At 72.1% G+C, this 16192-nt stretch carries 10 protein-coding genes; 6 read left to right on the top strand and 4 right to left on the bottom strand.

The window, feature by feature from the left end; genetic code table 11:
• The first annotated feature begins 383 nt into the window (after window positions 1-383).
• Both ABD366_RS34800 and ABD366_RS34805 read left to right on the top strand, forming a co-directional pair.
• A complete protein-coding gene (locus tag ABD366_RS34800) occupies window positions 384-1331 on the top strand; it encodes a bifunctional helix-turn-helix transcriptional regulator/GNAT family N-acetyltransferase (RefSeq protein WP_324773489.1) in 948 nt (315 codons plus the stop codon).
• Window positions 1332-1403: 72 nt separating this feature from the next.
• Window positions 1404-2213: a sugar phosphate isomerase/epimerase family protein gene (locus tag ABD366_RS34805; RefSeq protein ID WP_324773487.1), complete on the top strand. Its 810-nt coding sequence runs from the start codon at window positions 1404-1406 to the stop codon at window positions 2211-2213.
• Here ABD366_RS34805 and ABD366_RS34810 read toward each other — a convergent pair.
• On the bottom strand, window positions 2197-3180 hold the full coding sequence (locus ABD366_RS34810) for an EamA family transporter (protein ID WP_324773485.1): 984 nt from the start codon (window positions 3178-3180) through the stop codon (window positions 2197-2199). The two genes, ABD366_RS34805 and ABD366_RS34810, sit on opposite strands and share 17 nt — an antisense overlap.
• A gap of 105 nt (window positions 3181-3285) precedes the next feature.
• On the opposite strand from ABD366_RS34810, the gene ABD366_RS34815 reads away from it, so the two are divergent.
• The 3 genes from ABD366_RS34815 (at window position 3286) to ABD366_RS34825 (ending at window position 7680) form a co-directional block, all read left to right on the top strand.
• Window positions 3286-4200 carry a LysR family transcriptional regulator gene (locus ABD366_RS34815; protein ID WP_324773483.1) on the top strand — a complete coding sequence of 305 codons (915 nt, stop codon included), beginning with the start codon at window positions 3286-3288 and terminating at the stop codon, window positions 4198-4200.
• 873 nt (window positions 4201-5073) lie between these two features.
• Entirely contained in the window at window positions 5074-6930 is a 1857-nt protein-coding gene (locus ABD366_RS34820; RefSeq protein WP_324773481.1) for a glycoside hydrolase family 3 protein, read from the top strand.
• Between the two features lie 126 nt (window positions 6931-7056).
• The gene (locus ABD366_RS34825) at window positions 7057-7680 is read left to right on the top strand and encodes a hypothetical protein (protein WP_324773479.1); all 624 of its coding nucleotides are present in this window, start codon (window positions 7057-7059) and stop codon (window positions 7678-7680) included.
• A 68-nt stretch (window positions 7681-7748) separates the two neighbouring features.
• Here the strand turns inward: ABD366_RS34825 and ABD366_RS34830 are convergent, their stop codons facing one another.
• From ABD366_RS34830 to ABD366_RS34840, 3 genes are all read right to left on the bottom strand, one after another.
• Window positions 7749-9167 (bottom strand): S28 family serine protease, encoded by a 1419-nt coding sequence (locus ABD366_RS34830; protein ID WP_324773477.1) that lies wholly within the window; start codon window positions 9165-9167, stop codon window positions 7749-7751.
• A 103-nt stretch (window positions 9168-9270) separates the two neighbouring features.
• The gene (locus ABD366_RS34835; RefSeq protein WP_411293841.1) at window positions 9271-9687 is read right to left on the bottom strand and encodes a hypothetical protein; all 417 of its coding nucleotides are present in this window, start codon (window positions 9685-9687) and stop codon (window positions 9271-9273) included.
• 322 nt (window positions 9688-10009) lie between these two features.
• Window positions 10010-13750: an ABC transporter ATP-binding protein gene (locus ABD366_RS34840; protein WP_324773474.1), complete on the bottom strand. Its 3741-nt coding sequence runs from the start codon at window positions 13748-13750 to the stop codon at window positions 10010-10012.
• Between the two features lie 159 nt (window positions 13751-13909).
• Between ABD366_RS34840 and ABD366_RS34845 the strand changes: the two genes are divergently transcribed.
• Window positions 13910-16189, top strand: coding sequence for an ArnT family glycosyltransferase (locus ABD366_RS34845; protein ID WP_324773472.1), 2280 nt, complete (start codon window positions 13910-13912; stop codon window positions 16187-16189).
• Window positions 16190-16192: the final 3 nt, after the last annotated feature.

Raw genomic sequence — 16192 nt, forward strand, 5'->3', positions numbered from 1 at the left:
GGCATGCCAACGGCCCGTGTGCGACGGGCCGTTGGATCACTGTGCGCGTCGCCCGACGAGCGGCGGAGGGGGCGAACGGTGAACACGGGACCAACGTGCGGGAAGGGGTTGGCCAACCCATGGGCTGCCCTTGAACCGCTATACCTGCCGTATGCACGGACTTGACCCGGGGCGGTCTGCGAGCGTCCGCATGCCGGACCGGGCCCCCGGGTGTCCGATCCGTGGACGCACCCGCCCACCCGGCGTAATCTGAGCGCCACCTCCGAACCTCTGACTGAGTCAACTGTTTCCGTCCACGTTCCCGTTCACTTTCACGTTCCTGTTCTCGTTCACGTCCACGTCCACGTCTGTGATCCGGCGGGCCCGGCATCGCGAGGTGACCCATGACCGTGCAGGACATCCGGTCCTTCAACCGCTTCTACACGAACGTCATCGGCGCGCTGGACTACAGCCGCCACCTGTACGCGCCGTACACCCTCACGGAGTCACGTGTGCTGTACGAGCTGGTCCACCCGGAGCAGGGCCGCCGGCTCGACGCGGCCGATCTGCGCGCCCGGCTGAACCTGGACGCGGGGTACCTGAGCCGCATCCTCGGCAAGTTCGAACGGGACGGGCTCGTCGAGCGCGGCGCCTCCGAGCACGACTCGCGGCGCCGCAGCATCACCCTCACCCCGCGCGGCCGCACCACCGCGGAACTGCTCGACGAGCGCAGCCGGGAGGCGGTCGGCGCGCTCCTCGACACGGTGCCCGCGGCCGATCGCGGCCGGCTGGCCCAGGCGCTGCGCACCGTGCGCACGGTCCTCGGCGACGGGCGGGCGGCCGCCCCGCGCTCCGAGGACGTGACGCTGCGCGACCCCGGCCCCGGCGACCTGGGCTGGATCGTGGCGCGCAACGGGGCGGTGTACGCGGCCGAGTTCGGCTGGAACGCGGAGTACGAGGGCCTGGTGGCCCGCGTCGTCGCCGACTTCGCGCAGGACCACGACCCGTACCTTGAGCGGGTGTGGATCGCCGAGCTCGACGGGCGTGCCGTGGGGTGCGTGATGTGCGTACGGGACGAGGCGCCCGGCACGGCGCGGCTGCGGCTGCTCCTCGTGGAGCCGGAGGCGCGCGGCCTCGGGGTCGGCGACCGGCTGGTGCGGGCCGTCATCGACTTCGCGCGCGGTGTCGGCTACCGCGAGCTGGTGCTGTGGACGAACGACGTGCTCACGTCGGCCCGCTCGATCTACCGGCGGCACGGCTTCGTCCTGGCCGGCGAGACACCGCACCGCTCGTTCGGCGTGGATCTGACCGGCCAGGACTGGCGACTGCCACTTCAGCAGGCTCGGGAGTGACGGCCGGCACCTGCGACCGCCCCCGCGCCACGCGTCCGAGTGACGGGCGGGAGCGCGGGTAGGGTCCGCCCCATGAAACTGGCGTTCTCCACACTCGGTGTCCCCGGCCTCCCGCTGGCCGACGTCCTCCGCCTCGCGACCACGCACGGCTACCACGGCGTGGAGCTGCGGGCGCATCCCGAGGAGCCGGTCCACCCGGGCCTCGACGCGGCCGCGCGGACGGAGGCGGCCGCCGCTTTCAAGGCCGCGGGCGTCGAGATCCTCGGCGTCGCCGGGTACGCGCGCGTCGCGGCGCCCGGCGACGACACCGCCGTCCTCGACGAGGTCCGCGCCCTCGTCGACCTCGCCCGCGACCTGGGGGCCCCGTACGTACGGGTCTTCCCGGGCGGCGGCGACGAACTGGACGACGAGGGCCTGGCCGAGGCCGACGCCATCGCGGCCGCCAGGCTCGGTGTCGCCGCCGAGTACGCGGCGGACCGCGGCGTCCGCGTCCTCCTGGAGACGCACGACTCGCACCGCACCGGAGCGGCCGCCTCCCGCGTCGTCGGCCCGGTCGGCCACCGCAACGTAGGCGTGCTGTGGGACGTCATGCACACCTGGCTGGGCGGCGAGCAGCCCACGGCGTCGTACGCGGCGCTCTCCCCCTACCTCGGCTATGTGCAGGTCAAGGACATCGCGGGCCCCGACGACACCACGCCGCTGCCGCTCGGCGAGGGAGCGCTGCCGCTGGCCGAGTGCGTGGAGGTGCTCAGCCGCGAGGGCTGGGACGGGTGGCTGTGCTGGGAGTACGAGGCGCGTTGGTACGAGTCGGCTGCGCCGCTTCCGGGGCTTCTCGGTGCGGGGCGGGAGCATCTGGCCCGGCTGCTCAACGAGTCGGCGTGAGTTCGGGATCCGGCTGAGGGTCCGGGCCTCTCTCCCCGTCGCCGACCGCGGGCCGTCGTGGTTGCCCGCGGCCCGCGGCGGAGCCGCCGAACGACACGGCCCCGCGCCCCTTCGGGGCGCCCTTCAGCGAGGCCAGTGCTACGCCTCCTACCAGGAGGGCCGCCGCGCACCAGCGCAAGGTGGTGACCTCCTCGTTCAGGAACAGCGCCGCCGCCGACATGCCGAAGACGGGGACGAGCAGGGAGTACGGGGCGACCGTCGAGGCGTCGTAGCGGCGCAGGAGGCGGCTCCAGACGCTGAAGCCGAAGAGCGTGGTGACGAGGGCTACGTAGACGATCGCGCCGACGCCCGGCAGGTCGAGGCCGGTCAGGGCGGAGGCGTCGCGGGCGGGGCCCTCGAAGAGGAGGGAGAGCGCGAGGAGCGGCAGGACCGGGACCGCGCTCGACCAGACCATGAAGTTGAACGGGGCCTCCGGCGACGCCTTGCGGGTCAGGACGTTCGAGGCGCCCCAGAACGCCGCCGCCACCAGGACGAGCGCGAAGGCCCCCAGCGGGCCCGAGCCGCCCTCGTCCACGGCCGCCACCGCGATGCCCGCGAGGGCCACCGCCATGCCCGCCATCCGTACGCGGCCGGGACGTTCGCCCAGGAACGCGAAGGCGATCAGCGCCGTGAACACGGACTGCACCTGGAGCACGAGCGAGGAGAGACCGGCGGGCATCCCGGTGTTCATGCCGATGAAGAGCAGCCCGAACTTGCCGACGCCCAGGGCGAGTCCGACCCCGATGATCCAACGCCACGGCACACACGGCCGGCCCACGAGGAAGACCGCGGGCAGCGCGGCGAGCAGGAAGCGCAGGGCGCAGAACAGCAGGGGCGGGAAGTGGGCGAGGCCGATGTCGATGACGACGAAGTTCACGCCCCACAGGGCGGCGACGAGGACGGCGAGGCCGGTGTGTGCGGGTCTCATGCGTCGAGCATCAGGTCCCGCGACCATGTAGCACCAGCGATGATTGCTGCATGGTTGGATGAAGCGTTGCTAACGGGATGACGCGTTGCTAAGGGGAGGCCGGTCATGCTCGATGTCCAGCGGTTGCGCGCGCTGCATGCCGTCTCCGTCCACGGCACCGTCGGCGCCGCTGCCGCCGCGCTCGGCTACACCCCGTCCGCCGTCTCGCAGCAGATCGCCAAGCTGGAGCGGGAGACCAGGACGGTGCTCCTGGAGCGCGAGGGGCGGGGCATCAGACTCACCGACGAGGCGCGTGAACTCGCCGCTACGGCGCGGGAGTTGATGGCCATCATGGAGCGGGCCGAGACCGGGCTGGAGGAGCGGCGCGGGGTGCCCGCCGGGCAGTTGACGGTCGCCGCGTTCGCCTCCGCGGCGCGCGGGCTGCTGCCCGCGACGCTGGCCGGGCTCGCCGAGCGGCATCCGGCACTCGACGTCCGCCTCAGCGAGGTCGATCCGCATCTGTCGGTGGACCTCGTCGCCAAGGGCGCGGTCGATCTGGCCGTCGCGCACGACTGGGACATCGCGCCGCTGCCCGCCCCGGCCGGGGTGGAGCAGGCCGTGCTCGGGGAGGACCTGTGCGATCTGCTCGTCCCGGCCGGGCATCCGCTGGCCGGGCGGGCCGCCGTGCGGCGGGAGGAGCTCGGCGGGGAGCGGTGGGTTTCGCAGCCGGCGGGGCGGGTGTGCCACGACTGGCTCGTCAGCACGATGCGCTCCGCCGGGTTCGAGCCGGACATCGCGCATCGGGCCGATGAGAATCCGACGCTGGTGGCGTTGGTCGCGGCGGGGCTGGGGGTGGCGGTCATTCCCCGCCTCGGTCGGGGGGCCCTGCCGGCGGGGGTCGTGGTGGTGGGGCTGGATCCCATGCCCCGGCGGCGGATCTACGCCGTATGGCGGACCGGAACGTCACGCCGTCCGGCGATCAGCGAAACGGTAGCCGCGCTCCACACCCAGGCCCGCCTGTGCCTGACCTCGGGGTCCTGAGAGTCGCGATCACGGGCGCGGGCCCTGTGGGGCTTCCCACACAGTTCCCCGCGCCCCCTAAAAAGCAGCATTGCCGGTGCAGGTCCGGTGGGGGCTGGTCGCGCCGTTCCCCGCGCCCCTGAGATGCGCACTGCGTGCGCGGCCTCGTGACGGGCCGACCGCACCGTTCCCCGCGCCCCCAAAAGCCGCCGCATTGCCGGTGCGGGTCCGGTGGGGGCTGGTCGCGCCGTTCCCCGCGCCCCTCAGAGGCGCACTTCGTGCGCCGTCTCAGAGGGCGCGCTTCCTCATGGGGCTGCGGCGGAGCCGCATGCTCCAGGGGCGCGGGGAACTGCGCGAGAAGCCCCACCGGGCCGCAGACGCAGGACACACTCCAGCCCCACCACCCCGCACACACAAACCTCCCAGGGGCGCGGGGAACTGCGCACTCCCGCCCCACCCGGCCGCACCCGGCGACGAACCGGATCAACCAGCCCGGCGTCGAGCCGCAGCCGCACTCCACCCACCCCCACCGACGGAGTCCCCCCGTGCTCACCCTCCCCCCACCCACCAATTTCGCCGAATCCTCAAGAACGCGGGAACCCGGGTGCGGAGTGGGGCGTCCAAGGGGCACGCTGCCGGTGAGTCTCCGTAGTGCGGTGTCGGCCTCGCTGCTGGCTGCGAACGCTGACCACCCTCTCCGCCGCCTGCGGCCGGCAGCCCGCCGCCACCGGCACGCCCCCCTCCAACTGTGCCGGTGGCGGCCCCTTCCACGTCAGCCCCCTTGACTGGCAGAAACTTTCCCGATATCCGTGACGCGCGGAAGTAATTTTCAGCGAACCCACTCGACCCGACCCACAGAGCTCGTGCCCCGCCCCTCCCCCGGAAGGAGCGCAAGTGCACCACCGCCAGTCCAGCAAGGGTTTCTCCAGACGTACGCTGCTCGCCGCCACCACGGCCGGCATCGCCGCGGCCGGCCTGAGCACCGCACCCGCCCAGGCCGCCGGCGCCACCGGCACCACCGGCACCGCCGACAAGGGCCACAAGGCCGACAAGGCGCTGAAGAAGATCATCTCCGGGATGTCCCTCGAGGAGAAGGTCGGCCAGCTCTTCGTGATGCGGGTGTACGGCCACTCGGCGACCGCCCCGGACCAGGCCGACATCGACGCCAACCTCAAGGAGATCGGCGTCCGCACCGCGGCCGAGATGATCGCCAAGTACAAGCTCGGCGGCATCATCTACTTCGCCTGGGCGCACAACGTCCGCGACCCGCACCAGATCGCCGACCTCAGCAACGGCATCCAGGAGATCGGCCGCCGGCAGCCCTCCCGGATCCCGCTGCTGGTCTCCACCGACCAGGAGCACGGCATCGTCGCCCGGGTCGGCAAGCCCGCCACCCTGTTCCCCGGCGCGATGGCGCTCGGCGCGGGCGGCTCCCGCTCCGACGCGCGCGAGGCGGGCCGCCTCGCCGGCGCCGAACTGCGCGCGCTCGGCATCAACCAGGACTACGCCCCCGACGCCGACGTCAACATCAACCCGGCCAACCCCGTCATCGGCGTCCGCTCCTTCGGCGCGGACCCGGCGGCGGTGGCGAGGATGGCCGCCGCGCAGGTCGAGGGGTACCAGTCGGCCCGTATCGCGTCGACCGCCAAGCACTTCCCCGGCCACGGCGACACGGCGACCGACAGCCACACGGGCCTCCCGGTGATCACGCACACCCGCGAACAGTGGGAGAAGCTGGACGCCCCGCCGTTCAAGGCCGTGATCGCCGCCGGCATCGACTCGATCATGACCGCGCACCTCGTCGTCCCGGCCCTGGACCCGGCCGAGGACCCGGCGACCCTCTCGCACCCGATCCTCACCGGCATCCTGCGCGAGAAGCTCGGCTACGACGGCGTCGTGATCACCGACTCGCTGGGCATGGAGGGCGTGCGCACGAAGTACGGCGACGACCGCGTGCCGGTCCTCGCCCTGAAGGCGGGCGTCGACCAGTTGCTCAACCCGCCGTCCCTGGACGTCTCCTGGAACGGCGTCCTCAAGGCCGTACAGAGCGGCGAGCTGACCGAGGAACGGCTCGACGCATCGATCCTGCGCATCCTGCGCCTCAAGTCCAAGCTGGGCCTCTTCAAGGACCCGTACGTCTCGCATCGCGGCGTCGACCACACCGTGGGCACCCGTGCGCATCTGGCGGCGGCCGACCGGATCGCCGAGCGCACGACGACGCTCCTGGTCAACAAGGACCGGCTGCTGCCGCTGAACCGGCGCACCCACAAGAACGTCCTCGTGCTCGGCGCCAACCCGGCCTCGCCCTCGCTCAGCGACGGCCCGCCCACCACCGTGCTCGGCGCGGCCCTGACCGAACTGGGCTTCGCCGCAACGGTCCTGGCGACCGGCACCGCCCCGAGCCAGGCGGTCATCGCCCAGGCGGTGGCCGCGGCCGCGGGCAAGGACGCCGTGCTCATCGGCACGTACAACGTCACCGCGGGCAGCGCCCAGCAGGCCCTGGTGAACGCCGTCGCCGCGACGGGCGTGCCCGTGATCACCCTGTCCATGCGCAACCCCTACGACGTGGCCCAACTCCCGGTGGCGCGGGCCCACTTGGCCGCGTACTCGTGGATCGACGTCGAACTGCGGGCGGCGGTGCGGGTGCTCGCGGGGCGGGCGGAGCCGCGCGGCAGGCTGCCGGTGCCGGTACAGAAGGCCGACGATCCGGCTCAGGTGCTCTACCCGATCGGCCACGGCCTGCGGTACTGAGCGGGACGTACGGGACGTACGCCGCACCAGTGGCGCACCACCCCCAACTGACGCAAAGCCCCCTGCACATCTGGCGTGTGCCCGCTCCGGCGGGCCACGCTGGACGGGTATCTCGGGGGGATCGCCATGTTCGCGCGGACGGTTGGGGTGGTGTGCGCGGCGCCGTTGCTGGCGCTCGCGCTGGTCGGTTGTCAGGCGACGTCGGGGTCGGAGGGCGACCCCACGGATCCCTCGTCGGCGAACCCGCTGCGCTCCCCGTCCGGCTACGGAGCGGTGTTCCTCGCCGTGGGCGAGTGCAGCTCACGGGGGCGGGCGTCGTTCAACGAGGTGCTGTGCCGCAGCGAGAGCGCCGTGGCACGGGTCCTCGCCCGCTACGACGGCGGCTCGGCCCAGGGCCCGGCCTGTCCGGCGCGCACCGATTTCGTGCTGCACATCAGCGAGAGCCGACCGTCCTCCGACGAGAACGGTGACGGCAGTGTCGCCCGCGGCTACGCCTGTATGCGCAACCTGGAGGAGCCGCACCCCGGCGATCCGGGCGGTGGCGGCGGCCCCCGCACGATCGTCGGCGACTGCGTGTACTCCGCGGGCGAGGGGCAGGTCCGTGAGACCGCGTGCGACGGCTCGGGCGAGCGCCTGCCGCAGTACCGCGTCCGCTCCGCGGTGGCGACCCGCGCCGCGTGCCCGCCGGACACGGCGCTGTACGTGGCCCTCGGCGGAACCGATCCGGTCGGATGCGCCGTCAGGGCGTGAAAGAGAAGAGGGTCCGAGAGAAGAGAATGGGGCCGCTCTCGCGACCCCCTTCTCTCATGCCCCTGCGGCTACGGCCGCAGCGTGAACTTCCGGGCGCCCTCGACCCGGTCGAGCTTCGCGTCGTGCGGTGCCTTGGCCGTCGCACCGGACAGGCCCGCCCACGCGAGGATCCGCTCCGTGGCGAGCGCCTTGTCGTCGGCGTTCAGACCGGCGACGTTGGCACCGTGGTTGGCGTGCGGCGCCGTCAGGACGTAGCTGTCCTTGGCCCCGGCGCCGAGGCGGAAGGGCTCAGCACCCCACGGGTCGTTGTCGCCGTAGACGTACAGCATGCGCGTCGCGTGGTGGCGCACCCACGTGTCGACGTCCCGCATCACGCGCGGCTGGAACTTCATCGGGATGGACTTCGGGACGAAGTTGCGCGGCGGCTGGTAGCCGTAGCGGGAGAGCTTGCCGAGCCAGGGCTGCTTGATGTCGGGCGAGCCGAGCTGCGTGCCCGCCTGGTAGTAGTACGGCGTGTACTGCGTGAGGCCCTGGTCGGCGTAGGAGGACCAGCCGCCTACCGCGTCGACGTAGTCGAAGAGCGCCTGGTCGGTGACGGTCCCGGCGTCGGGCACGTCCGCGCAGGCCGACTCGGGCTGGTACTGCCAGAAGCCCCAGACGAGGTCGAGGACGGTCGCCTCGTACGCCTTGTCCAGCGAACCCACCGTGTTCACGGTGTAGTTGTTCGCGGCGAGGTACTCCTTGTACTTCTCCTCCAGGGCGGTACGGCGCACGAGGGTCTCGCGCTGCACCTTCTGAAGGGCGACGCGGCAGTCCTTCGGGCCGACGTTCGCGAGGAAGCGGTCGTACGCGGAGTCCTCGTCGTTGACGACGTCGTTCGGGGCGACGTACGCGACGACGCCGTCCATGTCGCGCGGGTAGAAGCGCTCGTAGTACGTGGCGGTCATGCCGCCCTTCGAGCCGCCGGTGGTCAGCCAGTTCTGGCCGTAGAGCGGCTTGAGGGCCTGGTAGATGCGGTGCTGGTCACTGGCGGCCTGCCAGATGTCGAGCTTCGACCAGTCGGCAGGCTGCGGCCGGGACGGCGTGAAGAAGCGGTACTCCACGGAGACCTGGTTGCCGTCGACGATGCGGGTCGGCTCGCTGCGGCTCGGCGTCGTGGAGACGTTGTAGCCGCTGGTGAACATGACCGTCGGGCGGCTGACGTCCTTGTGCAGCACGGTGATGCGCTGCTGGAACGTGCCCTTGGACGGGTGCCGGTGGTCGACCGGCTGGGTGTAGTTGAGAACGAAGTAGCGGTAGCCGGTGTACGGCTTCTCCTCGACGAGGCTCATGCCGGGCACGGCGAGGAGCCGGTCCTTGATGTCGGCGGTGTCGGCGGTGGCCGTGGCGTCGGCCGGGCCGGCCGCGGCCGCCGTCGACAGGCCGGCCGCGCTCACCGTACCTATGAGCACCACGAGCGACAGCAGCCATCTGAACGCTTTGCGCATACACACTCCCCTGGGGTTGCACAGACGCTCCGGAAACTATCGGAGCGATTCGCGCACCACCAGGGTTACTTGGTGTCCGCTCAGCACGACATTCGAGATCACGTCAGCACAGAATCCAACCCGAACTGACCGATTTCGACCCCACTCGCCCCTTCACCCGGACACAGCGGTGCCCGGCGTGGACCGTGATCGGTCCGGCGTGGTGGGTGAAGCGGCCCGCGTCGACGACGGGCCGGTTGCCGCGGGCCTGGACGCTGACGGACATGGTCTGGCGGACGCCGGTGCGCTTGGCGAGCGTGACGGCGCAGACATAGCCGCCGCGCTTGTAGACGACGGTTTTCCCGGTGGAGAACGACAGGGTGCGGACCTTGTGACCGGCACAGAGCGAGGCGGCCTGCGCGCTGCCGGCCCCCGGCCCCGCCACGACCAGCAGCGTGGCCGCGACCAGCCCGGTCAGCGCGAGCACGAGCAGCCGACGCGGCCCCCGGGCACCGCCCCGGGCGCCGCGGGCGCCGGCTATGCCGCCGTCCTCACCTCTTCGCACCGCAGTCCCTCCCGTCACATCGGCACCAGAGTACTGATGGACGGACGCGTAGCACCGCCCGCACGGTTGCACCACGACCCGGACCGACCTCACGTACCGGCCATCACACGGCCGTCGTGCTGACGACCTCGCCTACCGGCCATCACACGGCCGTCGTGCTGACGACCTCGCCTACCGGCCATCACACGGCCGTCGTGCTGACGACCTCGCCTACCGGCCATCACACAGCCGTCGTGCTGACGACCTCGCCTACCGGCCATCACACAGCCGTCATGCTGACGACCTCGCCTACCGGCCATCACACGGCCGTCGTGCTGACGTCCTCCCCCACGAACGTGCGCCACAGCGCTGCGTACTTCCCGTCCCGCCGCAGCAGCTCGTCGTGCGTGCCGTCCTCGGCGACCCGGCCGCCGTCCATCACCACGACGCGGTCCGCGCGGGCCGCCGTCGTCAGGCGGTGGGCGACGACCAGCGTCGTGCGCTTGCCCGCTATCCGGTCCGTGGCGTGGTTGACCTGGGCTTCCGTGGCGAGGTCGAGGGCGGCCGTGGCCTCGTCGAGCAGCAGGATGTCGGGGTCGACGAGCTCGGCGCGGGCCAGGGCGATCAGCTGGCGCTGGCCCGCGGAGAGGTTGCGGCCGCGCTCGGCGACCTCGTGCAGGTAGCCGCCCTCCAGCGTGGCGATCATGTCGTGCGCGCCGACGGACCGGGCCGCCGCCTCGACCTGCGCGTCGCTCGCGTCGGGCCTCCCGTAGGCGATGGCGTCACGGACCGTGCCCTGGAAGAGGTAGGCCTCCTGCGGGACGACGCCGAGCCGGTGCCGGTAGCTCGTCAGGTCCAGGTCGCGCAGGTCGGTGCCGTCGACGGTGATCCGGCCGCCGGTCGGGTCGTAGAACCGGGCGACCAGCTTGACCAGCGTCGACTTGCCCGCGCCGGTCTCGCCGACGAAGGCGACGGTCTGCCCGGCCGGGATGCGCAGCGCCACGTCGCGCAGGGCCGTCTCCTCCTCGCCGTACGCGAAGTCGACGTCCTCGAAGGCGATCTCGCCGCTGAGGGAGAGCACGTCGAGGGGTTCGCGGGCGCTCTTCGTCGAGGTCGGTTCGCGCAGCAGCTCCTTGATGCGGCCCAGCGAGACGGTCGCCTGCTGGTAGCCGTCGAAGACCTGCGACAGCTGCTGCACGGGCGCGAAGAACAGGTCGATGTAGAGGAGGTAGGCGACGAGCGCGCCGGTCGTCAGTGTGCCCGCGTCGACCCGGTGCGCGCCCACCATCAGCACGGCCGCCGCCGCCACCGACGACAGGAGCTGCACGAAGGGGAAGTAGACCGAGATGAGCCACTGGCCGCGGATGCGGGCCTTGCGGTAGGCCTGGCTGCCCGCCGCGAAGCGCTCCCGGCCGTCCTGCTCGCGCCGGAACGCCTGCACGATCCGCAGGCCCGCGACGGACTCCTGGAGGTCGGCGTTGACGACGGAGACCCGCTCGCGCGCCAGCTCGTACGCCTTCACGCTGGAGCGGCGGAAGAAGAACGTGCCGACGATCAGCGGCGGCAGCGTCGCGAAGACGACGAGCGCGAGCTGTACGTCGATGACGAGCAGCGTGACCAAGATGCCGAAGAACGTGACGACGGAGACGAACGCGGTGACGAGCCCGGTCTGCAGGAACGTCGACAGGGCGTCCACGTCCGTCGTCATCCGGGTCATGATCCGCCCGGTCAGCTCGCGCTCGTAGTAGTCGAGTCCGAGCCGCTGGAGCTGGGAGAAGATCTTCAGCCGGAGCGAGTACAGGACCCGCTCGCCCGTGCGTCCCGTCATGCGGGTCTCGCCGTACTGCGCGACCCACTGCACGAGCACGGCGACCAGGGCGAGCCCGGCCGCCGTCCACACGGCGCCGAGAGCCATCTGCGAGACGCCCTCGTCGATGCCGTGCCGGATGAGGATGGGCAGCAGCAGTCCGACGCCCGCGTCGACGGCGACGAGCGCGAGGCTGACGAGGAGCGCCGCCCCGAAACCACGCAGGAGCCTGCGAAGGCCGTACGAGTCCTCGGCGGTGACGGCCCGCGCCTCGTCGATGTCGGGGGTGTCGGCGGCGGGCGGCAGCGCGTCGACCTGCGCGAGCAGTTCGGGCGTCGCGGGCATTCCGGACAGCGCGGTGTCCTTGGGCTCGCGGTCGCCCGTCCACAGCCTGGGGGTGACTCCCCGCTCGGCGTCGAACTCGGCGTCCAGCTCGTCCCGTACGGACGTGTCCTCCGGCTGACCGGCGGCGGGCAGGGCATGTCCCGGCGATACGCCGCCCAGCTCGTCGGGGTCGGTGAGCAGCCGCCGGTAGAGCGGGGAGTCCGCCTCCAGCTCCTCGTGCGTGCCCAGGGCGGCGAGGCGGCCGCCGTCGAGGACGGCGATGCGGTCGGCGAGGTTCAGGGTGGAGCGGCGGTGGGCGATGAGGAGGGTGGTGCGGCCCGCCATGACGCCGCGCAGCGCCTCGTGGATCTCGTGCTCCACGCGCGCGTCGACGGCGGACGTGGCGTCGTCCAGGACGAGCAGGCGCGGGTCGGTGAGGATGGCGCGGGCCAGCGCGAGGCGCTGGCGCTGCCCGCCGGAGAGCGTGAGCCCGTGCTCGCCGACCTTGGTGTCGTACCCGTCGGGCAGCTCGGCGATGAACCGGTCGGCCTGCGCCGCGCGCACGGCGGCCTCGATCTGCTCGTCGGTGGCGTCCGGGGCGCCGTAAGCGAGGTTGGCGCGCACGGTGTCGGAGAACAGGAACGAGTCCTCGGGCACGAGCCCGATCGCGGCGCGCAGCGAGTCCAGGGTCAGCTCGCGCACGTCGTGGCCGCCGATGAGGACGGCGCCGCGCGAGACGTCGTAGAAGCGGGGCAGCAGCAGCGAGACGGTGGACTTGCCGGAGCCGGAGGAACCGACGACGGCGAGGGTCTCGCCCGCCCGGATCTCGAAGGAGAGCCCGTCGAGGACGGCCCGGTCGGCGCCCGCGTACTCGAACGCGACGTCGTCGAACTCGACGGTCGCGGGCGCGTCGGCGGGCAGCTCCTTCGTGCCGTCCTCGATCGAGGGCTCGGTGTCGATGAGTTCCAGGACGCGCTCGACGCCGGCGCGGGCCTGCTGCCCGACGGTGAGCACCATGGCGAGCATCCGGACCGGGCCGACGAGCTGGGCGAGGTAGGAGGAGAACGCGACGAACGTGCCGAGCGTGATCTGTCCGCGTACGGCCAGCCAGCCGCCGAGGGCGAGCATCGCGACCTGCCCGAGCGCGGGCACGGCCTGGAGCGCGGGCGTGAACTTCGAGTTCAGCCGGATGGTGCGCAGCCGCCCGGCGAACAGCCGCCGCCCGACCTCCCGCAGCTTCCCCGTCTCCTGTTCCTCCTGCCCGAAGCCCTTCACGACGCGTACGCCGCTGACGGCGCCGTCGACGACCCCGGCGACGGCGGCGGCCTGCGCCTGCGCGTACCAGGTCGCCGGGTGCAGCCGGGAGCGGCTGCGCTTGGCGATGAACCACAGGGCGGGGGCGACGGCGAGCGCGACGAGGGTGAGTGGCAGCGACAGCCACGCCATGATCACGAGGGAGATGACGAACAGCAGGAGGTTCCCGATGGTCATCGGGAGCATGAAGAGCAGGCCCTGGATGAGCTGGAGGTCGCTGGTGGCGCGGCCGACGACCTGCCCGGTGGACAGCTCGTCCTGCCGCCGCCCGTCGAGCTTCGTGATCGTCCCGAACATCTCGGTGCGCAGGTCGTGCTGGACGTCGAGGGCGAGCCGGCCGCCGTAGTAGCGGCGGATGTAGGTGAACACGTAGACGACGACCGCGGCGCCGACGAGGACGCCCGCCCACGTCCCCATGGACCGGGAGTGGTCCCCGATGACGTCGTCGATGATGACCTTGGTGATCAGCGGTACGAGCGCCATGACGGCCATGCCGCCGAGCGAGGCACCCAGCGCGAGCAGCACATCCTTGGGATACCGCCATGCGTATCCCGCGAGCCTGCGCGCCCAGCCCCGTTTCTCCGCCACGCCTCTGCCTCTCGCCGTACCGCGCATGAACCCTCGTCCAGACCTGCCGAAGGGCCAACGCGAGGGGATCCGGATTTCATCCCACCGCAACAATCGGGCGGCCCCGGTGCCCGTCGCGGCGGCATCCACAGCCGGCACCCAGCTTCACCACAGCCCGCGCCCACCCGGCCCCGGCAGGGTGCACTCGTGACCTCCGCGACCGAACCACATCCCCACGCCCCTGCCCCGCCGCCACCCGCGGCCGCTCCCACGGCGCACCGCGCACCACGCTGGTCGCTGCCGGCGCTGCTCGCGATCCTCGTGCTGGCCGGGGTCCTGTACTCCTGGAACCTCTCCTCCTCCAGCCTCAACAGCTTCTACAGCGCTGCCGTGCTCAGCGGCACCGAGAGCTGGAAGGCGTGGTTCTTCGGCTCGCTGGACGCGGGCAACTTCATGACCGTGGACAAGCCGCCCTTCGTCCTGATGGTGATGGGCCTGTCCTGCCGGATCTTCGGCTTCGGCACCTGGCAGATGATGCTGCCGCTGATCGCTGCCGCGCTCGGCACGATCTGGATCCTGCACTCGTCCGTGAAGCGGGTGTGGGGCCACGGCGCGGCGGCGGTCGCCGCGCTGGTCCTCGCGCTCACCCCGATCACGGTCGCCATCAACCGTGACAACAACCCGGACGCGCTCCTCGTCCTGCTGATGGTCGCGGGCGCCGCCCTGGCCCTGCGCGCCGTGCGGGGAGGCCGGCTGCTGCCGCTGATCGGCTCGGCGGTCTGCTTCGGGTTCGCCTTCAACACCAAGATGCTCCAGGGCTACATCGCGCTGCCCGCCGTCTTCGCCATGTACCTGTACGCCGCTCAGGGCGGCCTGTGGCGCCGGGTGCGGAACCTCGCGGTCGCGGCCGTCGCTCTCGCGGTCGCCAGCTTCTGGTGGGCGGCGGCCGTGTCGTTCGTCCCCGCGTCCGAGCGCCCGTACATCGGCGGCTCCACGGACGGCACCGCCTGGGACCTGATCATGGGCTACAACGGTCTCGGCCGGGTCTTCGGCGGCGACGGCAACGGCGGTGGCGGGGGCGGCGGAGGCGGCGGCTTCTCCGGGACCGCGGGCATCGGCCGGATGTTCAACGACGTGCTCGGCGGCCAGATCTCCTGGCTGCTCCCCTTCGCGGGCATCGCGCTCGTCGGCGGCCTCGTGCTGCGCGGGCGGGCCCCGCGCACCGACCTCACGCGGGCCGCGCTGGTCCTCTGGGGCGGCTGGACGGTCCTGCACTATCTGACCTTCGCCATGGCCGAGGGCACGATGCACCCGTACTACACGACGGCGCTGGCCCCGGGTATCGCGGCGCTGTGCGGAGGCGGCGGCCTGATGCTGCTGCGCGCGTTCCGCGCCGACAAGCGGTGGGCGTGGGCCCTGCCTGTCGCTCTCGGTGTCACGGGGATCTGGGCGATCGTGCTGCTGCGCCGGGCCTCCGGCTGGAACAGCTGGCTGTGGCCGGTGATCGCGCTGATCATGGCGGCGGCCATCGCGGGCCTGCTCTTCTTCCGGTTCCACGCCGCTGGCGGACGTCGGATCAAGCTTCTCGCCGTGTCCGTGGCGGCGGCGCTCGTCGCCTCGGTGGCGGGCCCGGCGGCGTACGCCTGGTCGGTCCCGTCGGCCTCCGGCGGCGCGGGCGGCATGGGCGGCACCAACCCGACGGCCGGGCCGACGACCGGCAGCGGCATGGGCGGACCCGGCGGGGGTGGCGGCGGTGGCCGCGGAGGGTTCCCGGGCGGCGGCGAGATGCCGGGCGGCGGCTCCCAGCAGGGTGACGGTCAGCAGGGTGGTGGCTCCCAGCAGGGTGGCGAGATGCCGGGCGGCGGTGAGGCGCCTGGTGGCGGTGAGATGCCGGATGGCGGTGAGATGCCGGATGGCCAGTCCGGTGGTTTCCCCGGCGGAGGCGAGATGCCCGGCGGTGGCGAGATGGGCACCCCGCCGAACGGCTCCGGTTCCGAGGGCGGCTCCGAGTCCGGGGACGACTCCGGAGGCAACCGGATGCCCGGTGGCATGGGCGGCGGCGGTGGCATGGGCGGCGGTATGGGCGGCGGCGCCGACAGCGAGCTGACCTCGTACCTGGAGAAGCACCGCGACGGCGCCAAGTGGTTGCTGGCGGTATCGAGTTCGCAGAGTGCGGCCCAGATGATCGTGGCCACGAAGCAGCCGGTCATCTCCATGTGGGGCTGGTCCGGCAGCGACAAGGCGATGACCCTGGCCAAGCTCAAGGAGCTGGTGAAGAAGGGCGAACTGCACTACATCCAGCTCGGTGGCGGCATGGGCGGGGGTATGGGCGGCGGCAACGACGCCTCGTCCGAGGTCACCGCGTGGGTGAAGAAGCACGGCACGGCGGTGAAGGCGAGCGAGTACAGCAAGTCGACGACGGACGAGGACAGTGACACGTCCGACTCCCAGTCGCTGTACAGGCTGGACGCATCGGACGTGAGCTGACTT

Origin of the sequence: Streptomyces kunmingensis (assembly GCF_039533535.1) — a bacterium.
Taxonomy (GTDB): Bacteria; Actinomycetota; Actinomycetes; order Streptomycetales; family Streptomycetaceae; genus Streptomyces; species Streptomyces kunmingensis.